The sequence below is a fragment of the Ruania zhangjianzhongii genome, from assembly GCF_008000995.1.
GTDB classification, from domain to species: domain Bacteria; phylum Actinomycetota; class Actinomycetes; order Actinomycetales; family Beutenbergiaceae; genus Ruania; species Ruania zhangjianzhongii.
Genome location: NZ_CP042828.1, coordinates 2,143,441 through 2,167,237, shown reverse-complemented (window position 1 = coordinate 2,167,237; position 23,797 = coordinate 2,143,441). Strand labels below are relative to the sequence as shown.

Sequence of the window (23,797 nt, the reverse complement as noted above, 5' to 3'; positions counted from 1 at the left end):
CAGCTCAACGCGTCACGCCGAGGCGGCGCAACAGCTCGTCCGGATCGGATCCCATCGCCTGCATCGCTGACAGGCTGGGGTAGTTCGCCAGTGCTTCCTCCGGCTGGAGCCGGCCCTCGTCCGCCGAGGTGCGCAAGGCCTGCACCACCGTGCGCTCGATCATCGAGTCGCGGCTGTTCGCCAGCCACCGGTCGTCGAGGTCGATACCTACCACCATCTGCCCGTCTCGGCGCACACGGACGGCGCGGTCAGGGGTCTGGGTTTCGGTCTGCCGCTCGACCTGTCGCTGCAACTGAGCCCGGAAGGAGGCCAACTCCGACCGCGCTCCGCGCAGTACGTCGAACATCAGCCGCGCCTGCGCACCGGCCTCTGGGGTGCTGGGATCACCGGGTTCCTTCTGCGGCGGCGTCTGCCGTTCGTGCGACTCGCCGGTGGCCTCCCGCTCGCCCTCGGCCACCGCATCGGTCCAGTCCGACATCCGGGAGACCTCGGCGGCACGGTAGGCCTCCAGCATCGCTGCTTCCAGACCCTCCTCCCCGACGAGCTCGCGCCAGTCCTCGTCCAGGTGCAAGCTCTCCACCGTCCCGTCCGGTGCGAGCACCACCTCCACGGCACCTTCGCCGTCCTCACCGTTGATCGTGCGGCGGATCGCATCGGACGCCGGCCGCACCGCTTGGCGGAGTACAGCGAGCCTGCCGGCAATCTCGTCCAGGTTCCGCGTCAGCTGAGCCCGCTCATCGCCCATCGATTGTGCAGCCACCGGCCCTCCCATTCCTCCTGAGTATGCAGAGAGCCTAGGCGGACGGCGTCACTTCCGTCGACGGGGAGCACTCCCCATCCGCCCGAGCACCAAGGCGATCAGGCTGACGGCGAGAGCTCCGAGCATCACCCAGGTCACCAGCTGCCGGTCGGCCGCCCACGGATCCTGGATATCGGCGATGGTCAACGGCTCGGGCTCCTCCACCGTCTGCTCCGGTCGTTCGTGGGTCGGTGAGTCGGGGCCGGGGGCGGTGCCGTCGTCGATGAAGGACAGTGCCTCGTACGGGCGCACCTCTCCCCAGCCGGTCTCGTCAGTGCGCGCCGACGGGTCGGCCCGCAGGGCGGTCACCTTGATCCGGTAGGCCCACTGCTGGGGGCTCTCGTCCGGGTAGGCGCTGGCAATGAGTGCGGCCACTCCCGAGACGTAACCGGTGGCGTAGCTGGACGAAGGGTGTCCGTCGTCCAGTGTGCAGTCGCCCACATCGAGGTATGTGGTGTCGACTTGCGAACCGGGGGCGGCGATGTCGACGAACTCGCTGGCGAAGGAGGCATCGGCGGCGTACCCGCCGGCCAGGTCGACCGCGGCCACCCCGAGGACACCGTCGAAGGCGGCCGGGTAGCGCACGATGCTGTCCTGGTTCTCGGTGGTCTCCCGGTTACCGGTGCTCGCCACTACCAGGGCTCCCTCGTTCTCGGCCACCCGTACCGCACGTGCGAGTGCCGGGTCGTCGGACGCCGTGGACAACGAGACATTGATGATGTCGGCGCCGTGTGTGGCGGCCCATTCGATCCCTTCGGCGATCCGTGCCGGCGTGGGCGGCTCCTGATCGGTCACGAACAGTCGAACGGGCATGATTCGCGCCTCGGGAGCCACCCCGACCACACCGGACCCGTCCACCGGTCGGGCCGCGATCTGTCCGGCGATCGCTGTGCCGTGGCCATGGACATCCTCATCCGCACCCCCGCCGCCGCTGGCCAGGTTCGTGCCACCGACCAGGACACCGTCCAGATGAGCGTTGCCAGCGGCGACCCCGGAGTCGAGCACCGCCACCACCACTCCTTCTCCGGTGCTCAGCCGTTGGGCGTCGGCCACGCCCATCCGGGCGAAGGCCGCAGGCTCGTGATTCACCCACAACGTCTGGTCCGGGCTGCAGGTCTCCTGCCCGTTCTCCGCCCGGACGTCGACGACCGGCGGCGTGGCCTGGGCCGGGGGTGCACCCGCGAGCGCCGCGAGTCCGGCCGCCAGGGCCAGGCTCAACCCCGCGGCCACCTGCCGGGCAGGGCGGGGGCGCCTCGCCCTCATGTGGCACCCATAGCGGCACTCTGGCTCAGCTCGGGTCCCTGCGGGAACAACCGCACCCAGGCCGCCGGCACCGTGGTGGCGTTGTCCGTGGTGTAGCCCAGTCGCTCCACATCCTCAGCCGTAGCGACGGGAAAGTAGGTGCCGCGTTCGTCGATGAAGCCCCAGGTATTGCCGTCGCCGGAGTCTGCGGCCGCGACCAGCACGGCATGTCCGGGCTCGACGGCAACTCCGGCGGTGACCGGATCCGGGTTCTGCGTCAACGTGGCCGCCGGCTCTTCCACCCCGGTGTCCAACCGAGCGCACGGGATACCGGTGACCGGATCGGGGCGCTGCTCCGGCCAGTCCGCGGGAAACAGTCCTGCGTCGTCCCGCTCGATCGCCTCGACATCGCCGGCGGTGAGCTGGCGTGGTTCCATCAGGCTCTCGTCCTGCACACCGAGGGCGTAGATCTCCAGGGCGAAATCGCTGATCGGTGCCAGGGTGGAGTCCTCGGAGACCACGTACATCCCGATCCGGTCCTGCGTGGAGTCGACCACCTCGATCAGCTGGCCCACCCGCAGCTCCAGGTCACCGGCAGCTCCACCAGCAGGTTGACCCTCCTGCCCGAACACCACCGGTGCCAACGGGGTGCCTTGCTCGTAGAGGTTGAGCCATCCGGCCGAGACCTCGGGCACCTCCGTCGAGTCCAGCCCGAGGGTGAGCTGCAGCGCGGACAGGCTCGCGAAACTCACCTCGTACCGGTAGCCCCCGGTGACGTAGAAGTAGCGGTCCTCGTTGCTGACCAGCACCGCCACGTCCTCAGCCGGTAGTGCGGCACTGGGCCCCACCCCGGTGGCGATCTCCCCCTCCGGGGCGGCGCAGGCCGTCCACACGCCACCGAGCAGCCGATCGCCGCCCGGCAGCGCGTCGGGCGCTCCCTGGATCCCCCGCGGCGCCGCGGCACGTTCCATCCCGTCGAGGTCTTCGGCATCGGCCTCGACTACCTCGGTGGTGCTGGTGATCAGCCGGGCGCTGGACAGGTTGAGCACCGGGTACAGCGTGCCGTTGATCGCCACGTAGCGAGTGCCTTCGTCCTTGACCGTCACGATCGAGGAGTTCTCCCAGCCCTCGTCCAGACCACCGGTGAACACACCGGCGATGAGAGTGCCGAGCAGCACCAGGACGGCCAGGACGCTGCCGAGCACCACACCCCGCAGCGGCTTGGTCGGAGCAAGCTCACGGCCGCCGGGCGCACCACTGACGAAGGCGGTGAGCAGGCGCCGCCGGGAGAACTTCTGCGCCTGGATCAGTTCCTGTTTGGACGCCATCGCTCACACCAGGCCTGCGGCGAGCACGGCCAACGGCAGCAGGAATGCGATCGTGATCAGTTCAGCGGGATCGCCCAGCCTGCTCAACCACAACCGCCGGGCAGGGACCAGCAGTCCCATGCCGACGATGAGCGCAGCGACGAGGGCCACCGCGATCACCAGGGCCGTCGCGGCTCCAGGGAAGGTCAGTACGCCGAAATACACCGTCAGCACCGCGCCCAGCATGGCGGTAGTCGCGACGGTGATGATGTCAGCACGCGAGTACACCACGCGCGCCCCGAGGAGCATGCCGAGATAGCAGAGCACCGCCATCGCGAATCCGTACCAGCCGGTCCCGATCACTACCGGGGTCGCCACCAGGGCAACCACTCCGCTCGCGATCCGCAGCGCCACCTGGAACCGCAGACCCCGTTGGTACCTCTCGCGCACTGCGGCGTGCTCGATCGGTTCGACCTCAGTGTAGATCTCCGAGTCGTCCCGGGCGCTGACCACGCGCAGCGGTGTGGACGCCAGGGCAAGCCACGGAATCCCCAGCCCGGACACCCCGGTCACCGCCATGGCGACCACCAGCACCGTGCTGACCGAGGCGCCCGCGTAGGCAATCGCTGCACCTCCACCGCCCAGCACCAGACCGACCACAGCCGGAATGAAGGCGTACTCCCGCCGTCGCTTACCGAGCAGGAAGCCCGCTACCCCGGTCACTGCCATGGCGGCCCCGCCGAAAACGAGCGGCTTTCCCCAGCCCGGCGCGTCCGGGGCGGCGACGAATCCTGCCACCCCGGTGTAGAGGGCGGCGACGAGCACCAGGGCCACGGCGGCCTGCACCGGTGCCTTGGTGCGGTCCAGCACGACCGCACAGGCCAGCAGCACCACACCGCCCAGGCCTGCGACGATCGTCGGTACCAGAGTGGCGCCGGTCAGTCCGGCGGCGAGCAGCAGACCGCACGCGGCCGCCAGCAGCACCGCAGCGGCAACAGTGGTGGTAGTGGCGGTGTCCTGGGCCGACCACGGGTTGGACTCCCGCTCGACCACATCGGCGACCGCTTCGACGAGGTCGTCGTAGACGTCGTGGTGGGCGTCCTGACCGCCGACCTCCAGGGAGAGGACATCGCCGTCGACGACACCCTGGGCGACCAGGGAGCGGTCCAGGTCGAGCACGTGCCCATCGGCGCGCACCATCCGGAACCCGGAGTGCGCCGTCTCCGGCTGGAACAAATTCAGCCGGCGAGCGAGCGAGGGCAGCACCTCCACCACGGGGACCACACCGGGAACCCCGAGGTCGTTGCTGCGTTCCCCGGACTGCACCGAGATCCGTAACAGCTGACCGGCTACAGCCGTGCCGGCGTTCGGCTCGGTCATCTCACTCCCCCTGGTCGGGCAACATGCGGCTGGCTCAGTATAGGAATCACCACCACCGCAGCGTAGCGATCCTCCCCTACGGGTGACGACAGTCGACCCTACGGGGAGTAGTCCCCATCGACCTCAGCGCTGGGTGCACCTAGAGTGATCAATTGTCACCGGAACCCGCCGGTGAAGGGGGTCCCGATTTGTGGCCCGACGCAGGGTGGCCTGTACGGCACCCACGACATCATGGAGGTGACCGTGGCAAACGAAGTCTCAGCCGCGGATGGTGCTATCGCACGCGGCGCACAGATCGTCGCGGAGTCGAAGCAGACACTCAACAGCGAAATTCAGACGCTGGAGGGCAAGCTCGCCGGAATCGGTTCGCAGTGGCAGGGTGCTTCCGCCACCGCGTTCGCGTCCCTCATGGAGAACTGGCGTGCGCAGGCTCGCAAGATCACCCAGAGCCTGGACGAGTTCGAAGCGAACCTGACGAGCTCGCAGCAGACCTACACGGCCACTGATGACGCGTCGACGTCGTCGATGAACCGGCTTCAGGGCCGGCTGGGCTGACCGAGGAATAGGGAGAACTAGAGAATATGTTCAAGGCTAACTTCGGCGGCATCGCGACCGCGAGCGCTGACATCATCGGCGGCGCCAACAAGATCGAGTCTCAGCTGAACGACATGGACAGCCGACTCGCCCCGCTCCGCGCCGACTGGACCGGTGCAGCAGCTGAGTCCTACCAGCAGGCGAAGGCCAAGTGGACCCAGGCCATCACCGAGATGAAGCAGCTGCTGACCGAGATCGGTTCGCAGGTCGGTCGGGACGGCGAAGAGTTCCAGGGCGCTGACACCCGCAACGCGCAGCGCTTCAGCTGATCGGCTGATTCAGCAGCGCACGTAGGTTGCCGAGGCCCCGAGGCGAATCTCCTCGGGGCCTCGCTCTGTGTCCGGACGGTGCTGTGTCCTGAGCCGCGCCGTACCCGGGGGCGCCGTGCCCGCACCCGTGCCCGCACCCGCACCCGTACCCGTACAGACGACCGTCTGCAGACGGATTTGCAGGTGGAGCACCAACTTTCCGGTACTCCGCCTGCACACTCGTACTCAAGCGGCGGAGGGTGAGCGGAGAGCGGCGGCAGAGGGGGGGCCGACGGCGAGCGGAGGGTGCCGGCTGCGGGCGGGGGGCCAACGGCGAGCGGAGGGTGCCGGCTGCGGGCGGCCCACCGGCCAACGGCGAGCGGAGGGTGCCGGCTGCGGGCGGCCCACCGGCCAACGGTGCAACGTTGCGGGTCGCGACCCGAATCCCTTCGCCGCGACCGGATGCTCCGCGCTGTAGCCCGACCCGGGCGAAGTCACCTCAGCCGGTGTGGTGGTTGCCTTCGGTCACGGTCACCCGCCGAGTGCCGAGCAACACCACGGTGCCCACCGGCAGTGCCACCCGCTGATGCGCGGTGAGGTGCGCCTGGCGTCCGTCGGCCAGTTGCACCGTAGTGCCATTGGCCGAGCCCAGGTCCTCGAGCCAGAGGTCGCCGCCGACCAGCCCGAACCGCGCGTGGGTGCGGGACAGGGACCGCTCGGGGTCCGGCACCGCAACCAGCTGGGCTTCCCCGTCGTCGTCCGGACTGCGTGGCGCGCGGCCGATGTAGCCGCCGCCGAGCACGTCGATCGCCTCACCGGTCTCCAGCAGCAACGCACGCAACGCGGGCACCTGAGTCTCGTCCACCACGGTGTCATCGACCGGTGAGCCCGCACTCGGCGCCCGATGACTCGGGTCTTCGGCCGGAAGACCCTCAGCGGCGCCTGCCTCTACCTCAGAGCCCTCTTCCTCGGCTTCGCGCTCCGCACGGGCCGTGCGCACCGCCTCGGCGAAGCCCTCCGGCGGTTCGGCGTAGGTGAAGTCCAGTGCGGCGGTGCCACCGGAGGTGGCCTCCGGCAGTTCCTCGGGCGGCGGTGGAATGGGCGGGGGCGGTGGCACCGGGGCGTGCTGCACCGCCGGGTGCGGCACGGCACCCGGCCCGACGGCGGTCGGTGGGCCGGCCATCCCAGGCTGAGCTGCGTAGCCCTGGGGTGGGCCCGCCTGCGGGGCGTACTGCTGCGGCGCATATTGGGCGGACGGCGCGTACTGGGCAGCCGGTGCGTACTGGGCAGCCGGTACGCCAGCACCCTCCGGTCCGTACCCTGCCGGCATCGGGGGCACACTCCATTCCGCACCGGCCGCCGCTCCGGCCGGTGCGCCGGCACCGACCAGTGCAGGCTCTGCCGGGCGGTGCTGGGTGGAGGGTGCGAACTTGCTGCGGGTGGAAGCACCCCCCGTGCGGTTCAGGTCGATCACCCGCACCCCGGTCGCCTTGTCGTGCCACCCCTGGCGGTGTCCGCTGTGGTCCCACGCGGAGCTGGCGAGCATCGCCAATTGCCCGACGAGCACCAGATGCCCGGCGAGCAGGACCAGACCGCGCAGCAGTGCGCGGCGCAGGCCTGGTGCCCGGACTCCGCCGAGCTGCACGGTGCGCAGGCCGAGGAGCCGCTGCCCCAGGGTGCACCCGGTGCGTCCCTCCCAGGCCACCTGCACGATCAGCACCTCAGCGGCGAGCACGGCCGGCAGGATGTACTCACCGGAGAGGAGAAAGCCGCCGGCCGCTACGACCAACACGGTCGCCAGGTCGATGCCGTAGGCAGCCAGCCGTCGGGGTACCAGTGCTCCGGCGTACCGGGGGTTCTCGGTCATCGCGACATCATCCGTCCCAGCTCGTCGATCAGTCCGGAGGCCAGCAGGCAAGCCGTTGGCACCACCAGTACGCAGAAGCCGCCGAGGATATCGCCCGCCCGGGACCATGCCACCGACCGCCAGCCCTTCGCCAACGGCACCACCAGCACCACGCACAGCCCACCGAGCAGCAACAGGGCAATGGCCAGCAGTACGGCACCCAGCTGTAGCACCTGCAGGGCGTACCACGCCAGGAACGGCAGCATCAGCGCCGCCGTGACTCGGGTGGCGATCTTCACCATCGGTCGCCACACCGCCCGGGCGTACAGGCCGAGGAACACAGTGACCGCGCACACCGCGCCGAAGGCGCACCAGCCGGCCAGCGTGCGCGGCACGGACATGCTGAGCACGGCCGGTGTGGTGAGCAGTGTCGCCGCGCAGGCCAGCAGCACGCCGATATCGCTGCGGCGGCGAGCGGTGTGCACCTTGGTCATGACCTCGTCCCACTCCACAGTGCGTGGGGCGCGTGGCGTGATCGCGCGCACCGACTCCGCCTCACGGATCAGGTACGGGATGTCCAGCAGGTCTTCTTCCGGAACGCTCAAGGACCAGGCGGCCAGGCCGCGCAGCACCAGCGGCACGGTGGCGAGGATGAGGCACGCCGCGGTCAACGGGGCCATGCCCAGCAGGAATCCACCCGCTACCAGCAGCGCTGCCACTGACCAGAACACCGCGACCACCGGCGTCAGGGTGCGAGTTGGAAGGCGCAGCCTCGCGGCGAGACCGTGCTGGATGCAGGCCACGGCGGCGCCGGTGAGCATCGCGACCGCCAGCGGCGCTCGGACCCCCATGGAGGTCATCCCGACGGCGAGAAAACCACCGGCGGCGCCGAGGACCGGCGCGAGGATCAACGTGGGCACGGCGCGCTGCGTGCGGGGGTGGACGAGCAGCACGACGGTGGCCGCGACCAGCACCAGCGCAGCCACCAGGTTGTGGGCAACGACTCCGGCCACAGTGGCGATCACTCCTGCCACCGCCAGGGCGCCGACGGCGACTGCGGCCAGCACCTGCCGACTCGCCGGCGCGGTCCGGACCCGACGCGCCCGAAGTCGCCGTTCCGCCTCCCGCTCCACCGAGTCAAAGTCCAGGTCGTGCACCCACAGCAACGTGCCGGACGGTGTGTCCACGCCGATCGCGCTGTCCAGGTCGAGTGGTTCCCCGCCGAGGGTGGCCACCCCCACCCGGCCGGCGTCGATTCCGGTGGCACCGAGCAGCTCCCGCACGGTGGAGTCCGCCGGGACACTGAGGGATTCTCGGCCCGAGGTGCTGGCCAGCACCAGGTGCACGGTCGGCCCCGCCATACCTCACCCCCAACCGGCCGTCGTCCACACCGCTACCAGCGGCTCCGTCGCCGTCATAGTATGACAGGCAGCCATGCCCGAGCACAGGTGGGGGTTACTCCTCGGATGACAGCACAGTCGATAGGACAGAAGGCGCCGACACCGGCGCCGTCAGGACAGGTGGTCCTGCAGCCGCCACCGGACCTGCCCAAGCCCGAGGGCGCCTCGAACAGCCTGATGATGGCCGTGCCGATGCTGGGCTCGATGGGCTCGATCGCCTTCATCTCGCTCTCCCAGGGCAGCGGCCCGCAGAAGTACCTGATGGGCGGCATGTTCTTGTTCATGGCGTTATCCATGGTCGGGATGAACATCTGGCGGCAACGCTCCAGCCACGCCACCGAGGTCACCAACACTCGTCGGGAGTACCTCGCCTACCTCGCCGAGACTCGGGACTCGGTCCGGGTAGCAGCGCGACGGCAACGCCGGTACGCCGAGTGGTTGCTGCCCGAGCCCGGTGCCCTTCCGTTCCTCGCCGAGGACGGCAGCCGGGTGTGGGAGCGCACGCAGGACCGCAGGGACCTCATGCTGACCCGGATCGGCACCTCCACCCAACCTCTGGCGCTCGATCTCGAGGAGGCACCGGTCTCACCGCTGGCGCAGGTGGACCCGGTGAGTGCATCCGCCGCACATCGCTTCGTCCGCGCGCATGAGCGGCAGCCGAACCTGCCGCATGGCCTGGACCTGCGCAGCACTGCCTGTGTGGAGGTCGCCGGGCCGGAGTTGCGCGCCCGTGCCCTGGCCCGGGCGATGGTGTGCCACGTGGCGACGTTCGCCCCGGTGGACCAGCTGCAGATCGCCGTGATCGCCGCCCCGGAGGCATTGCCGGCCTGGGAATGGGTGAAGTGGTTGCCGCACGCCCATTCGTCCCGGGAGCGGGACGCCGTCGGTTCGGCACGGATGATCGGCGAGACCTGGGCGGACATCGAGGGCCTGGTGGCCTCAGGACTGGCGGACCGGCCGCGGTTCGGCACGAAGGCTGACCCACCCCGTCCGCACGTGCTGCTGGTGGTGGATGGCGGCCAGATCCCGGCCGGGCACCCGGCGATGAGCCATGACGGAATCCACGGCGTCACGGTCCTGCACCTGCCGCAACGCTGGGACGAGCTCACCAACCGGAACGCGGTACGGCTGCTGCTGGAGCGGGACGGCAAGGGCAAGTCGACGATGAGCATCCTGCGGTTCGGCTATGCGGCGCACCCGGCCACACCGGACTCGATGAGCGTGACCGAAGCGGAGGCCACTGCCCGGCGGCTGACGCCGCTGTTGGATGAGGGCGAAAGCAGCGAGAGCGGGCCGGCGAAGGCGATCTCCGCTGAGCTGACCGACCTGCTCGGTCTGCCGGACGTGCGCGACTTCGACCCCGAGGTGGCCTGGCGGCCACGGTTGCCCCGTGACCGCCTCCGGGTACCGATCGGCCTGACCTCGCACGGCCAGCCGATGATCCTGGACATCAAGGAGTCCGCCCAGCAGGGAATGGGCCCGCACGGGCTGATGATCGGTGCCACCGGCTCCGGTAAGTCCGAGGTGCTGCGCACCCTGGTCCTGGCACTGGGGATGACCCACTCCAGCGAGGACCTGAACTTCGTGCTGGTGGACTTCAAGGGTGGTGCAACCTTCGCCGGTATGGCGGAGATGCCGCATGTCTCCGCAGTGATCACCAACCTGGGTGACGACCTCACGCTCGTCGACCGCATGCAAGACGCGATCACCGGTGAGATGGTGCGCCGCCAGGAGATGCTGCGCGACGCCGGCAACTTCGCCAACGTCGGTGACTACGAGAAGGCACGCAAGGGCGGCCGCGGGGACCTCACTCCCCTACCTGCACTGCTGATCGTGGCGGACGAGTTCACCGAGCTGCTCACTGCCAAGCCGGAGTTCACCGAGCTGTTCGTCGCCATCGGTCGGCTGGGCCGGTCGCTACAGATGCACCTGCTGCTGGCCACCCAGCGGCTCGAGGAGAGCAAGCTGCGTGGGCTGGAGTCCCACCTGTCCTACCGGATCGGTCTGAAGGCCTTCTCCGCCGCCGACTCCCGCGCCGTCCTCGGCGTGCCCGATGCCTTCAACCTTCCCGGCGGCGGTGGTCACGGCATCCTCAAGGCGGACGCCGAGACCCTCACCCAGTTCCGCGCCGCGTACGTGTCCGCTCCGCCGAAGGCGCGCAGGCGTACCCGCCGCAGCACCACCGAGGTCAGCGAGATCAAGGTGGAGTCCTTCACCGCAGCCCCGGTGATCTCCGCGACGCCCACAGTCGCCGAGCCGGAGCCGACGGTGTCGAACGAACCCGAGGAGAAGCGGGTCACCTTCGACATCGCCGTCGAGCGGATGGACGGGCACGGCCTGCCCGCACACCAGGTCTGGCTGCCGCCGCTGGATGTGCCACCCACGTTCGACCAGCTGTTCGGGGACCTCACCGAGGACCCGCAGCTCGGGCTGATCTCGCCCCGGTGGCGGGAGGCCGGCACCCTCAGCTTTCCGCTCGCGATCGTGGACCGGCCGCTGGAGCAGCGCCGGGAAACCCTGCGGATCGACCTGGGCGGCGCCGGTGGGCACATGGCGATCGTCGGCACCGGTCGGTCCGGGAAGAGCACCGTGGCCCGCTCGGTGGTGACCGGGCTCGCCCTCACGCACACCCCGGCCGAAGTGCAGTTCTACGTGATGGACTTCGGCGGCGGGACGTTCACGCCGCTGTCCGGTATGGCGCACGTGGCCGGTGTCGCGTCCCGGAACGAGCCGGATGTGCTCCGCCGGATGTACTCGGAGGTGCTGGGCCTGGTCAATGCCCGGGAACAGTACTTCAAAGACAACAACATCGACTCGATCGAGACCTACCGGCGGTGGCGCCGGGAGGGACGTGCCGACGACGGCTACGGGGACATCTTCCTGGTCATCGACGGCTGGCCGACGCTCCGCGCCGAGTTCGACGACATGGAGATGGAGCTCCAGGCGCTGGTCGGCCGCGGGCTGACCTTCGGGCTGCACCTGATCGCTGCCACCAGCCGGTGGATGGACTTCCGCACCGCGGTCCGGGACATCTTCGGTACCAAGTTGGAGCTCCGCCTCGGCGACCCGATGGACTCCGAGACCAACCGGCATGTCGCCAAGAACGTGCCCAGCGACAAGCCCGGCCGCGGTTTGACGATGTCCGGGCACCATATGCTCACCGCGCTCCCCCGGGTGGACTCCGACGGCAACCCGGACAACCTGGGCGTCGGCGTGGAGAACCTGATCGAACGGGTCAATGCCGCCTGGAAGGGCCCTGCCGGTCCGAAGCTGCGGCTGCTGCCCGAGGAGATCACTCTGGAGCAGGTCCGCGAGCAGGCCACCGGCCGGATGTCCCGGCGAATCCTGCTCGGCGTCAACGAGGCCGCATTGGCCCCGATCGGCCTGGACCCGGCGAAGGAGAGCCACCTGTATGCCTACGGCGACTCCGCCTCGGGCAAGTCATCGCTGCTGCGTGGCATTGCCCGCGAGGTGCAGCGCTTGGCGACGCCGAAGGAGGCGCAGATCTTCGTGGTGGACTACCGGCGGGCGCTGCTGGCCGAGATCCCGGAGGACTACCTAGCCGGGTACTACACCACCGCCGACCAGGCCTCCGGCGAGCTCCAGGACATTGCCAGCTACCTGCGCACCCGCCTGCCGGGACCGGATGTGACCCCGCAGCAGCTCCGCGCCAGGTCCTGGTGGAGTGGTGCCGAGGTCTACGTACTGGTGGACGACTACGACCTGGTCGCCACCACGACCGGCAACCCGATCGCGGCCCTGCAGCCGCTGCTCGCGCAGGCCAGTGACGTCGGCCTGCACCTGATCCTCACCCGCCGCTCCGGTGGTGCCTCCCGGTCGATGTTCGAGCCGGTGCTGCAGACGCTGCGCGATCTGTCCGCCCCCGGTCTGGTCCTGTCCGGGAACCCGGAGGAGGGCGCGCTGATCGGCAAGGTGAAGCCGCGCGCCATGGTGCCGGGCCGGGCGCAGTACGTCACCCGCAGCCATGGCAACCAGGTGGTGCAGCTGGTGCACGCACCGTCCACCACCTGAGGCGCGACTGGTCAAAACTCGTTGCCCGGTAGCGAACCGGGCAACGGATTTTGGCCAGTCGGCGCTGCCCTCACGGCCGCGGCGACCGTGCCGCCACCGCTACTTCTGGCGCCGCTTGCGCCGCAGCGACCGCCCGGACAGCCGGGCTCGCAGCCGGTGCCGCCGGGGCATGGTGGCGGCGATGCTGGGCCCGGCGCGCTGGACGTCCTGCCAGTACTGGCCGGCCTGCTCCTCGTCCGGGTCCTCCGGAGCGAACACCGCGGCATCCGCCCGGGTGGCCAGGGTCAGCACCCCGGCACCGGGGGCCCGGCCGTGCACATCGACCGCGGCTTCCCGCCGGGTCTTCCCCGCTGCCACCGGCAGGCGCAGGTCCACCAGCACGTCCCGCAACTCGTCCCAGCCGCCACTGATCCGCTCCACGGTGCTCCCCCGGGTCCGGCGCCGGCGGCGCCTGAGCGCCTTGGCGAGCAGGATCACCAGGAACGGGCTGAGGAGCAGCAGGAGCGGCACCCCCACGGCGGCGGTGATAATTGGCCAGAGGACGGGGTCGCCCTCCTTGCTGTAGTTCTGGTTGTCCACCTGGGTGTCGTCCCGGTCCTGCGGCGGCACGTCCGGCGGTTCTTCCGGCGGAGGCGGCGGCTGCAGCACCTGCGGCTGCGGGTGGTCGGCCGGATCGGGATCCTCCGCCTGCGGGATCTGGTCCTCGTCCGGGGTGGGGAAGAACGGCACCCAGCCGACCCCCTCGAACGGCACCTCCACCCAGGCGGTCACATCGTTCCCGGTGAGCGTCACCGTCCCCGCGTCCGGCACATTGAAGCCGAGCACCACCCGCGCGGGATACCCCAGCGCCCGCACCATCAGGGCCATCGCGGCGGCGTACTGCTCGGCGTCACCGACCATCTGCTCACCCTCGAGCATCTCCTGCAGCCGCGCCTCACCGTGCCCGGGCCGGGACGGCACCTCGCCTTCGAGCCCATGGGAGAAGAACCCCTGCGTGCTCAGTGCTGCCGCAATCGCCTCGATCTTGGCGTACGGGGTGTTCGCGTCCTCAGAGAACCCACTCGCCATGGTGCCGATCGCGTCCGGCACGTTCTGCGGCTCCGGCACGGTCACATCCGCCACGGCCAGCTCGGTGACGTCCTCGGCGTCCACCTGGGCGCTCGGGTCCGCCACCACCTCGAAGTCGTCCCCTTCGGAGAGCCCGGCCATCACCAGACCGGTGTCGGTGGCGCTGTTGTAGTAGAAGCTATCGGTGAGCTCCTGGGTCTGCCCGGTGAGGAAGTTGACGTCCACGCTGCCGCCGGAGTTGAGCACCCAACGGTCCTGGTAGCCGGAGACGGACACGTCCAGCGTGTAGGCGTTCTCCGGGACCTCCACCTCGATCCGTTCCCCGATCCGCCGGAACACTCCGGTCCCGGGCGTGGACTCGCCGGTCACGCTCCAGACCATGCCGTTGTAGGTGTCCAAGGCGGCCAGCCGGAGCCGGGTCTCGCCCTCGGGAAGCCCCTCCACGGTGAACAGGTCGGTCTCGGCCAGGTCGTCGGCGTACTCCCGGTATCCCGCGAGCGGGCTGGGCAGGTCCTGTGGGTCCGGCGGTGGTTCGACGTAGTCGCGCAGCACCACCCGTGGTGCCTCCGGTACCGCGAACACCGAGGCGGCGGTGCCACCGAGTGCGGCCACACCCAGCACGATCGCCACAGCCAGCACACGGTTGAGCTCCAGCCGGCCGGCACGCCAGGCCACCCAGGTGATGGTGATCAGCACGGCCAGCACACCGAGCACCCCGGCGAGCACGGGCAGGTGGGTGGCGAACAGGATGGCAACGGCGAGCACCACTGCGGGGACGAGCAGGCTGAGGCTGTAGCGCCGCCGGGCGCGCAGGGAGATGGTCACGGCGAGCACGGCGCCCACGAAGGTGAGCACGTACGGCAGGAGCAGCACTACTCCCCCGGCGCCCAGCGGTGGGGTGACAGTCAGCACGTGCTTCCACACGGTCACCATGCCCAGCCCCATCACCTGCCAGGTGCGCGGTGTGGGGATCACCCCGAGCAACGCCGTCGACGGGGCGGCCAGGGCGCCGAAGACGAAGAAGCCCACCACACTGGCGGCGATGATGGTGAGCACGCTGAGCCGGTAGGCGGCGCCGGCCACGGCGATCGCCCCGCCGAGGAGCAGGCCACCGATCACCGTCACGTAGAGGCCAGCGTCCAGGTAGACCGCCTGCAGGGGTGCGGTGGCCATGCCGAGAAGGAGCAACGGCACGACGGCGTTGATCACGTGGCGTCGGGTCGCCCAGGTGCGTAGTGGGTCAAGTAGCTTCGCACGCGCGCTCTCTACCCGCTGGTCGCGGCGGCGTGCGGCGGCAGCGGGAGTGCCCGCGCTCATGCTGTGCTCCTCGTGCACAAGCCCTGCGGTGCCTCACTCCGCCGCCACTCGTCCCTCGCGACGACTACGCGGGGGCTCCTCGCGCTCATGCTTTCAGCCTTCGGAAGCCGCGCGGCAGGTCCTCCAGCCGGCCGAGCTCGAGCACGGTCACCGCACCGAGCCGGTGAGCCCGCATCTCCGCACCCATCCGGCACTGGATCGCCAGCGCCCGGACACCGCTGGGCAACACCGCACCCGCCGCCCGGATCTGGTGCGCGGAGACGGCCGAGCCACACACCACGATCGCGATCGTGGCGCGCATCGCATCCTTGGTCACAGTCCGGGCCAGGTCCACCACACCGGCCGGCATGCGCTTGCTGTCCAGCCGGGTGAGGTCATCGAGCAGCGCCCGCGGGCTGCGCACGTTGATCGCCCGCTGCTGGGTCAGCGCGCTCAGCTCCGCCTCGGTGCCGAGGGTGTGCAGGCCGAGCGAGCCGACGGCGCTGATCGCGAGCTCGAACTCGTCCTCCTCGGCGTAGTCGCGCTCGTTCACGGACAGTGCGGTGACCAGGTGGGTGCGCCGGGTCTCCTCGAACTGCCGCACCATCAGCTCACCCACCCGCGCGGAGGACCGCCAGTGCACATACCGGCGGTCGTCACCGGGCACGTACTCGCGCAGGGCGTGGAAGGACAGGTCAGCGTTGGTGATCTCCCGGGAGACGCGTCCCTCTAGGTCGTGCAGGAACCCGGCCGAGGCCGAGCCCAGGCGAGTGGTGCGCGGGTGCACGTACAGGTCCTCGGGTTCGGTCCACTGCACGGCACGCCGGATCAGCCCGAACGGGTCGCCACGTACCGATCGCACCGGGCCGACCACCAGCACGCCCCGCCGGTCGGTGGGGATTGCGAAGAGCTCGTCGTGCTCGCCGCCTGGGGCGAGCGCCGGCAGTGCGAACCTCGCAGTCACCGGACCCACCGGGAGCTCCAGCCGGGCGGGCAGCACGGGCACGGAACCGGTGTTGCGCACATCGATACCGCCCATGGCGCGGTCGCCCACCACCACGCGACCCTCGCGCAGCCGCAGCGTGATCGCGTACGGGTGGCGTCCGATGGCGAAGAATGCGCTCGCCACCAGCACGGCGATCATGCCGACACCGAGCACCACCAGCTCCAGCCAGCCCAGCTGCACCCCGGCGATCCAGGCTGCCACCCCGAACACCAGCATGATCCAGGCTGCGCGGGTGATCCAGCTGAGCACCGAGGTGGTCCGCCGCAACGGGTCGCGCAGCCCGGCCACCGCACGCGTGATCGAACTGGTGGCCGACGCCGTGGTGTGGCTTCGCCGGGTCTCGGTAGGGGTGCTCATCAGGTATCGGCGCGCAGCGGCGCCCTCACCGGGCCTGGGCGGTACCGCGCTGAGATGGCGGAGCGATCTCGGAAACGAGCCGGGTGAGGACCTTGTTCGCGTCGGCGCCCTCGAACTCGGCCTCAGCGTCGAGCACCAGCCGGTGCGCCAGCACGGGCTGGACGAGCGCCTTGACGTCGTCCGGAATCACATAGTGCCGCCCGTTGGCCGCGGCCCACGTCTTCGCGCAGCGAACCAGAGCGAGCGCCCCACGCACCGAGGCGCCGAGCGCGATCTCAGGTGCGGTGCGGGTACTCTCCACCAGCTTGGTGATATAGGTGAGCACGGCCGGGTCCACGTGCACCCCGGAGGCGAGGTTGGCCATGTCCACCACTGCGGCGGCGGTGATCACCGGAGTCAGGGCAGCGGTGCGGTCGCGCACTGCGGAACCGCTGAGGATCTCCACGGTGGCGGCTTCGTCGGGGTAGCCGAGGGTGGTGCACATCAGGAACCGGTCCAGCTGCGCCTCCGGCAGCCGGTAGGTACCGGCCTGCTCCACCGGGTTCTGGGTGGCGAGCACGATGAACGGCTTCGGCACCTCGTGCGGGTGGCCGTCGATGGTCACCCGGCCTTCCTCCATCACCTCAAGGAGTGCGGACTGGGTCTTCGGCGAGGCACGGTTGATCTCGTCGGCCAGCATCACCGAGGCGAAGATCGGGCCCGGGTGGAACTCGAACTTCTGCGACTTCTGGTCGTAGATGGTCACCCCGGTCACGTCCGAGGGCAGCAGGTCCGGTGTGAACTGGATCCGGGAGTGGCTGGCCTGGACCGTAGCGGCGACGGCGCGGGCCAGCGAGGTCTTTCCCGTCCCCGGGAAGTCCTCGAGCAGCAGGTGTCCGCTGGAGAGCAGGCAGGTCAGCGTCAGCCGCACCACGTGGTCCTTGCCGAGCACGGCGGCGGAGATGTTGCCAACCAGCCGCTCGAACGTCTCAGCGAACCAGCTGGCCTGGTCGGGGGTGACCGGGGCCTGCTGCCCGGTAACTGCTGCTGTCATCTGCTGTGCTGCCGTCCTTGTCCCGTGGAGAGATTCTGCTGTATCCGTCTTACCCTGCCTACCAGTCCACTGTGGCTCTGTACGTCTCACCGCCACCTGTCACCGTCCACCTGATGGGTTCGCCATAGCAGCCGCTGCCGTACCAGGAGTTCGTGTCATAGGTGCCGTTGTCGGAGATGTTCACGCCGCTGCTCGAGTCATTGTGCGAGCAACCCGCGTAGCTGCCAGCGTCAAAACTGACGGTGTAGCCACCGGAGACACTTGGAAGGTTCTCGTAGGTGAGGATCACGTGGTAGCAATCGCCGCCGCCGTCGCACGTCTCGTGAGCACCACGGTTGACACCCAGGGTCACCTCAGGCTCCGGCGGCGTCGGGTCCGCCTCGGCTTGCTCCGATCGCGAGTTCGTTGGGCCGGTCTGGCCGTGGTTGTTCTCGACGCGGACCTGGATGTGGTGATTGTCCTCCCAGCCCGCGTTCCGGTTCACCGAGTCGGACGGGCTGGCGTTCTGCCACGAGCTCCAGCTGCCGTTGTTCACCCGGACGCGGTACTGACTGCGCTCGATCGTCGCACCGTTCCCACCGGGAGCGCTCCAGCGGAAAGTCACCTGCTGACCATCGGCCGAAGAGGTGATACTTGGCTCACCCGGTGGGCCATACGTGCGGAACGAATCCGAGGACTGGCTCCAGGCACCGCAGTACGTGTTACACGCGCGCACCTGGACCGTGTAGTTTTCCCCGTCATTCGGGACCTTGATGGTGCCGCCGCTGGGCAGCGACTGCACGCTGCCACCGTTCAGCCGGTACTCGTACCTGCTGATCGCCTGACCGTTGCTCGACGGCTCGTTGTGGCTCACCGTCGCCGTGTTGTCCGCACCGGTGGGACTCGCGCTCACGTTCCCCACCCGGCCGGGTTTACCGAAGGACCGCACCTCGGCCGAGCGCGCCGACATCTCCGACTCCCCGGAGCGGTTGATCGCGACCAGGGTGAAGGAGTAGTCGTGCGCGTTCTCCACCTCCACCTCGCGGGCGAGCGCAGCGCCCCCGGGAGTGAAGGTCTGCACCCGATCGCCATCCCGATACATCCGCAACTCATAGGAGGAGATCGGGTCGCCGTTGTTGTCGGGCTGGGCCCACTGCACCATCAGCCGGCCACCGTCGGCGTCATCGATACGGGTGGTCTCCGGTGCGGCCGGCTGTGCCGGTGGACCGGAGGGGTGCTCCGCCGCCGACCAGGAGCTCCACAGCCCGGGCTCCGGGGCATCGTTGATCGCCCGCACCTGGAACGTGTAGTTCCGCCCGTTCGTCAGCCCCGTCCATGTCATCGACGTGCCGTTCACCGACTGCTGGCTGGTGCCCTCGCTCGGGCTGATCCGCACGTCATAGGACGTGATCGGGGTGCCCTCGTTCACCGGCTCGTTCCAGTTCAGCGTGAGCTCACCGTCGCCGTACTCCACCGTCGGCGGGCCAGGCGCTTCCGGGCGCATGTCCGGAGTGGCCTCAGCGGAGGCCGCGCTCTCCTCCGACGGGCCGACGTCGTTGTTCGCGATCGCGGTGAAGGTGTACGTCGTGCCGTTGGTCAGCCCGTTGATGGTGCACGTGGTGGTGCTGCACTCCTGCGATCCGCCGTTGTACTGCACCGTGTACCCGGTGATCGGAGAGCCGTTGTCCTCCGGAGCGGTCCAGCTCAGCGCCACCTGGCCGTTACCCACCGACTGCACCAGCGGGATGGTCGGCGGTTCCGGTGCGCCGAGCACAGCAGCGGTGACCTGCCCCTGCACCTCACGGTCCGGGTCGCCGGTCACGTCCACCACGGTGTACACCAGGGTCATCCGCCCGACGAAGTTCTCGTCCGGGGTGAAGGTGACCTGGTCACCATCCACCTGCGCAGTGCCCTGCCCCTGGGTGATCTCCACCCCGGTGATCTGCCGTTCGTCGTCCGGGAACGGGTTGGAGTCGTTCGCGAGCACGTCCACGGTCTGCGCCTCGCCCTGATTCACCTCTCCGACGTCGTCGGAGTTGGTCTGGATCAGCGGACGGTTGCTCGCGGTAGCGGTGAGCTCGATCTCGGCGGCGACCGGCTCGGAATCGCCGTCGGTCACCTGGATCGGCAGCTCCTCGACCGTGCCGGCGAGCGTGTCGTCGTTCGCGGTCACGGTCAGGATGTAGCCGTCCAGCGAGGACTCGAAGCCGGGCGTCTGCTCGGCGATCTCGAAGTCCAGGTCGGTGGACTGGCCGTCCGGGTCCTCTGCCAGCCGGGCGAGGTCCAGGCTGACCGACTCACCGCCCACCTCCGCAGAAACCGCACCGTTTCGCATCCGCGGCGGGCGGTTCTCGTCCGAGTACACCCGGATGTCCAAGGTAAGCACCGAGGTGAGGATGCCGTCGGCATTGAGGTCCTCGGCGTCGGTCACCTCGAAGGTGAGCGTCGCCGCGCCGACGTAGTTCGGGTCGGAGGTGAACTGGAGGGTGTTCGCGTCCACCACCGGGTTGGACCCGTCGGAGTTCGTGGCCCGGACCGAGGTGGTGTCCGCCAGCTGCACCGGGGCGCCGCTGAGGGAAACGACGTAGTCCTCCAGCTCCAGGGTCTGCGCGACCCCGGCTTCCACCTCGATCGGCGGCGCGTCCGGGCGCAGCACCGGGCCGGTATCGGTCAGCCCGGGAACGTCGATGAAGGCATACGAGGTCAGGCCGTCCTCATCGGTGATCTGGTAGGTCACCACCTGGCGTGTGTCGCGTAGCTGGATCTCCACCATGTCGTCGACGGCGCGCACCCCGTCCTGCCCGTCCGGCACCGAGACGGTCAGACCCTCCGGGCTGCCGTCCGGGTCGTAGTCGTTCGGCAGCACCTCGACCCCCACCTCGGTACGGTCCAGGATGGCGTTCGGTGGCACGACGTCGTCGACGGCGACGGGGGCCTGCGGGGTGGAGTCCGGGTCGACCTCCACGGTCAGCAGTCCGGAGGCAGTCCCGCCGTGCAGGTCGGTCGCGTTGTACTCCACCAAGTAGGTACCCGGTTCCGAAGGTGTGGTGATCGCGACGTTCCCGTCCTGGATCTCCGGTTCCAGCCCGTCGGTCGCACCGAAGGCCGGGTCGTCCAGGGCCAGCTGGTCGCCGTCCGGGTCGGTGTCGTTGCCGAGCACGTCCACCACCACCTCGCGCTCCGGGCGCACGGTGACCTCGTCGTTGACCACCACCGGGTCACGGTTGGTCATCGGCGGTGGGATCACACCCACGGTGATATCGGCCGTGGCGATCGAACCGAGCCGGTCCCGCACAGCGAAGGTGAACTCGTCGGTACCCGCAGAGTCGGTAAACGCCTGATAGTCGATATAGGTGGCGCCGACCTCCACGATCCGGCCGAGCGAGGGCGCCGTGTCGATGCCGAGCAGCTGCACGGAGTCACCGTCGGGGTCGATGCCGTAGGTGAGGATCGGGATGCGGATCCGCTCACCCGCGAACGCACGGGTCTCCACGTTCTGGGGTTCCGGTGGAGTATTCGCATCGTCCGCACGCGCCTGCACGGTGATGGTGATCCGGTTCGAGGACGGTCGGCCGTTCTCGTCGGTGATGGAGTACACCGCGGTGACCGTGCCGGCCTCCTCCGGGGCGCGGAACCGCACCACCTCCCCGGCGGTGAACATCAGACCGTCGTCCGGGGTCTCGGCGAGCTCTTCGTCCAGGCTGAACTCCAGCCCGTTCGGGTGCGAGTCGTTCGCCAGCACCGGGATGGTCACCTGGTCCCCGGCCCGGACCCGGGCGGTGTCTGCGACGGCCACCGGTGCCTGCGACTCCGCGGTACCTTCCATCGGCAGTACCAGCACTTCACCGTCGGAGCTGGCCGTGCCGTTGGACACGGTGTACGGAATGCTCACTGGTCCTGGCAGCGCCCGCTCGGAGCTGATCCGCAGGATGCGGTGGTCCAGGATCGCCACCCGCAGGCCGTAGCCGGAAGGGACATCGATCTGCTGGATGGCCAGCACCCCGCCGGCCGGGTCGTAGTCGTTCTCCAGCACGTCCACCAGCACGGTCCCACCCGGGGGCAGCAGCGCCGTGTCTCCGACCGCCACCGGTTCGTTGTCCTGCGGTGCGCGCACGCTCACCCGGACCAGACCGGTGGCGGACAGACCGTCGTCATCGGCCACCACGTAGGTCATGTAGTAGTCGCCGGCCGCCTCAGCGGTGAAGCTGAACGTGGTGCCGTCGGTGTTCTGCGAGACCGTCGCGCCTTCCGCGGCGCCGACGTTAGCGAGCCGGAGAGGCTTGTCGTTCGGGTCCTGGTCGTTCGCGACCGGGTTGATCTGCACCGTCTGCCCCGCGAACGCGGTCTCGAAGTCGAAGACGGCGGTCGGCGGCTGTGGTGCATCCGGCAGCACCTCCACGTCCACCACGACCTCGGAGGTGTCGCTACCGTCGCTGACCTCCACCCGCACCTGGTGGATCCCCGGCTGCACCCCGGGATCGGTGATGGTGATCAGCCCGTTCGGGTTCGCGACCACGTTCAGACCGGCCGCATCGAGGGTCCGGGTGACGTAGAGCGCATCACCGTCCGGATCGTGCACGTCGTCGAGCAGGTTCACCTTGGTGGTGGCACCGGCGGTGACCGAGGCCTCGATCTCGCGCACCTGCTCCGGTGCGGAGTTCTCGCTCTCGGCACGCACCTGCAGCTCGACAGTCGCGGTGTCCGAGCCGTCCCGGCCATCGTCCACGGTGTACTCGAAGCTCAGCGATCCGCTCGCACCTCCGGCCACCCGGATCTGCAACGCACGGCCACCGAGGATCGGCTCGACCACACCGACCGACTCGCTCAGGTTCTCGAACCCGGAGACGGTGAGCAGGTCGCCGTCGGCATCGGAGTCGTTGTCCAGCACCGGGAGCACCACCGTGCGCCCGGGGCGCACGCCGAACGTGTCCGCCTGGGCCACCGGATCTCGGTTCTCCGCCTCCCGGTCCAGCTCGATCTCACGCTCCTCGAGGTCCTGGGAGTCCTCTTCCTCCTCTTCCTCCTCCTCGGTGGGCGGAGTGATGTCCTCCCAGTTGTTCACCAGGATGAGAGCGTCCTCGATCATCCACGCGTTACCGGTGCTCAGCTCGTTCAGCACCACGTGCGAGCGGTTCACCCGGAACTTCAGCTCACCACCGGTGGACTCGGGCACCGGCAGCTGCTGCGCGGCGTCGTCGCCGCACACCCGCAGATAGTCCGACGCCCCCGAAGCCCACGCGCCGTGCACACAACCGGCCACCTGGACCGGCTGAGCCGGTTCGCCCGGCGAGGCCGGCTGCTCCACCCGGGGTTCGCCGTCGTCCAGCGGAACGGTGACCAGGGCATCCGAGGTGGCCAGGGCGACCACTTCTCCGCCCACCGAGGGCGTCTGCAGCCGGGCGGTGGCACCGTCCACGCCCAGACCGGTCAGATCCACCGGTTCGGAGTCGGCCTGCTGCAGGGTCAGGCTCTCGTCCGCCGGGTCATAGGTGAGCGAGACCACCTCGTTCCCGACGACGGTCAGCTGGGTCTCCCCCTCGGGCACCGCCCACTCGGTCACCTCAGGTTCGGTGCGCTGGCCCGGCGCGAAGGTGAGCAGCTGGCCGCCCTGGGGGTCCAGACCATAGGCGGTGCCGTCGTCGGCGATCGCCTGCGCGGCGCCCTCGTCCAGGATCGCCTGCGGGTCCTCGCTCGCCTCGGCGAGCACGTCCAGCTCGTCCAGACCGAGCACGCGCCACTCACCGGTGCCCGGCACCAGCACGCCGATGGTCTGGTCGCCGAGCTGCACGTCGGCCTCGCCCGGGAGCGGCACCATCCCGCCCTGCACGGTCACCGACGCCGGGTCCACCCGCTGCAGCCCGCCTGCGGCGCGGTCGTGGACGAACACCACGTCCTCGCGCTGCAGCAGGTCGACGTCCTGGGACTGCGCGGCAAAGCTCGCGTCGATCTCCCCGATCGGGTAGTTCAGCCGCCCGACCAGGATGGACTGGTTGTTCGAGACCCAGACTCCGCCGTCGTTGAGGTCGACGTCAGCAGTGGCGACGCCGTCATAGCTCAGGCTCAGGGCCACCACGGTGCCCACCACGAGGGACATCGTCGTGACGCTTGCGACAGCGCGCTTGTGCTGCCGCAGTCCTGATCGAATGGTCACCCATCCCCCTGGCTGCCGGTGTGTGGTCCGCGGAGCAGTCTACGGCCACCTGCCAGTCT

At 69.5% G+C, this 23,797-nt stretch carries 13 protein-coding genes; 3 read left to right on the top strand and 10 right to left on the bottom strand.

Annotation, left to right across the window (positions count from 1 at the left end; translation table 11 throughout):
* Positions 1–4 precede the first annotated feature (4 nt).
* From FU260_RS10065 to eccD, 4 genes are read right to left on the bottom strand one after another with little or no spacing between them, the layout of a single operon-like run.
* Positions 5–760: a YbaB/EbfC family nucleoid-associated protein gene (locus FU260_RS10065; RefSeq protein WP_147916940.1), complete on the bottom strand. Its 756-nt coding sequence runs from the start codon at positions 758–760 to the stop codon at positions 5–7.
* Between the two features lie 48 nt (positions 761–808).
* Positions 809–2,062 (bottom strand): S8 family serine peptidase, encoded by a 1,254-nt coding sequence (locus FU260_RS10060; protein ID WP_147916939.1) that lies wholly within the window; start codon positions 2,060–2,062, stop codon positions 809–811.
* Positions 2,059–3,369, bottom strand: a complete 1,311-nt coding sequence (eccB, locus tag FU260_RS10055) for a type VII secretion protein EccB (RefSeq protein WP_147916938.1) — start codon at positions 3,367–3,369, stop codon at positions 2,059–2,061. The genes FU260_RS10060 and eccB overlap by 4 nt, the downstream gene beginning before the upstream one ends.
* A gap of 3 nt (positions 3,370–3,372) precedes the next feature.
* Positions 3,373–4,728 (bottom strand): type VII secretion integral membrane protein EccD, encoded by a 1,356-nt coding sequence (gene eccD, locus FU260_RS10050; protein WP_147916937.1) that lies wholly within the window; start codon positions 4,726–4,728, stop codon positions 3,373–3,375.
* Between the two features lie 231 nt (positions 4,729–4,959).
* Here eccD and FU260_RS10045 point away from each other — a divergent pair, with 231 nt between their 5' ends.
* Entirely contained in the window at positions 4,960–5,283 is a 324-nt protein-coding gene (locus FU260_RS10045) for a WXG100 family type VII secretion target (protein WP_235912186.1), read from the top strand.
* Between the two features lie 26 nt (positions 5,284–5,309).
* Complete coding sequence (locus tag FU260_RS10040; protein ID WP_147916936.1) at positions 5,310–5,591, top strand: WXG100 family type VII secretion target; 282 nt, start codon at positions 5,310–5,312, stop codon at positions 5,589–5,591.
* Positions 5,592–6,069: 478 nt separating this feature from the next.
* On the opposite strand, the gene FU260_RS10035 is transcribed toward FU260_RS10040, so the two are convergent.
* Together FU260_RS10035 and FU260_RS10030 are read right to left on the bottom strand one after the other, a co-directional pair.
* On the bottom strand, positions 6,070–7,437 hold the full coding sequence (locus FU260_RS10035) for an RDD family protein (RefSeq protein WP_168211723.1): 1,368 nt from the start codon (positions 7,435–7,437) through the stop codon (positions 6,070–6,072).
* Positions 7,434–8,777, bottom strand: coding sequence for a hypothetical protein (locus FU260_RS10030; protein ID WP_147916934.1), 1,344 nt, complete (start codon positions 8,775–8,777; stop codon positions 7,434–7,436). Before FU260_RS10030 ends, FU260_RS10035 begins: the two co-directional genes overlap by 4 nt.
* 105 nt (positions 8,778–8,882) lie before the next feature.
* Between FU260_RS10030 and eccCa the strand changes: the two genes are divergently transcribed.
* Positions 8,883–12,848, top strand: coding sequence for a type VII secretion protein EccCa (gene eccCa, locus FU260_RS10025; RefSeq protein ID WP_147916933.1), 3,966 nt, complete (start codon positions 8,883–8,885; stop codon positions 12,846–12,848).
* A gap of 99 nt (positions 12,849–12,947) precedes the next feature.
* Here the strand turns inward: eccCa and FU260_RS10020 are convergent, their stop codons facing one another.
* The 4 genes from FU260_RS10020 to FU260_RS10005 form a co-directional block, all read right to left on the bottom strand.
* Positions 12,948–15,233, bottom strand: a complete 2,286-nt coding sequence (locus tag FU260_RS10020; protein WP_147916932.1) for a transglutaminase TgpA family protein — start codon at positions 15,231–15,233, stop codon at positions 12,948–12,950.
* Positions 15,234–15,318: 85 nt separating this feature from the next.
* Positions 15,319–16,575 carry a DUF58 domain-containing protein gene (locus FU260_RS10015; RefSeq protein ID WP_147916931.1) on the bottom strand — a complete coding sequence of 419 codons (1,257 nt, stop codon included), beginning with the start codon at positions 16,573–16,575 and terminating at the stop codon, positions 15,319–15,321.
* Positions 16,576–16,600: 25 nt separating this feature from the next.
* Entirely contained in the window at positions 16,601–17,608 is a 1,008-nt protein-coding gene (locus FU260_RS10010) for an AAA family ATPase (protein ID WP_147916930.1), read from the bottom strand.
* 58 nt (positions 17,609–17,666) lie between these two features.
* Positions 17,667–23,681, bottom strand: a complete 6,015-nt coding sequence (locus FU260_RS10005) for an Ig-like domain-containing protein (protein ID WP_147916929.1) — start codon at positions 23,679–23,681, stop codon at positions 17,667–17,669.
* Positions 23,682–23,797 lie beyond the last annotated feature (116 nt).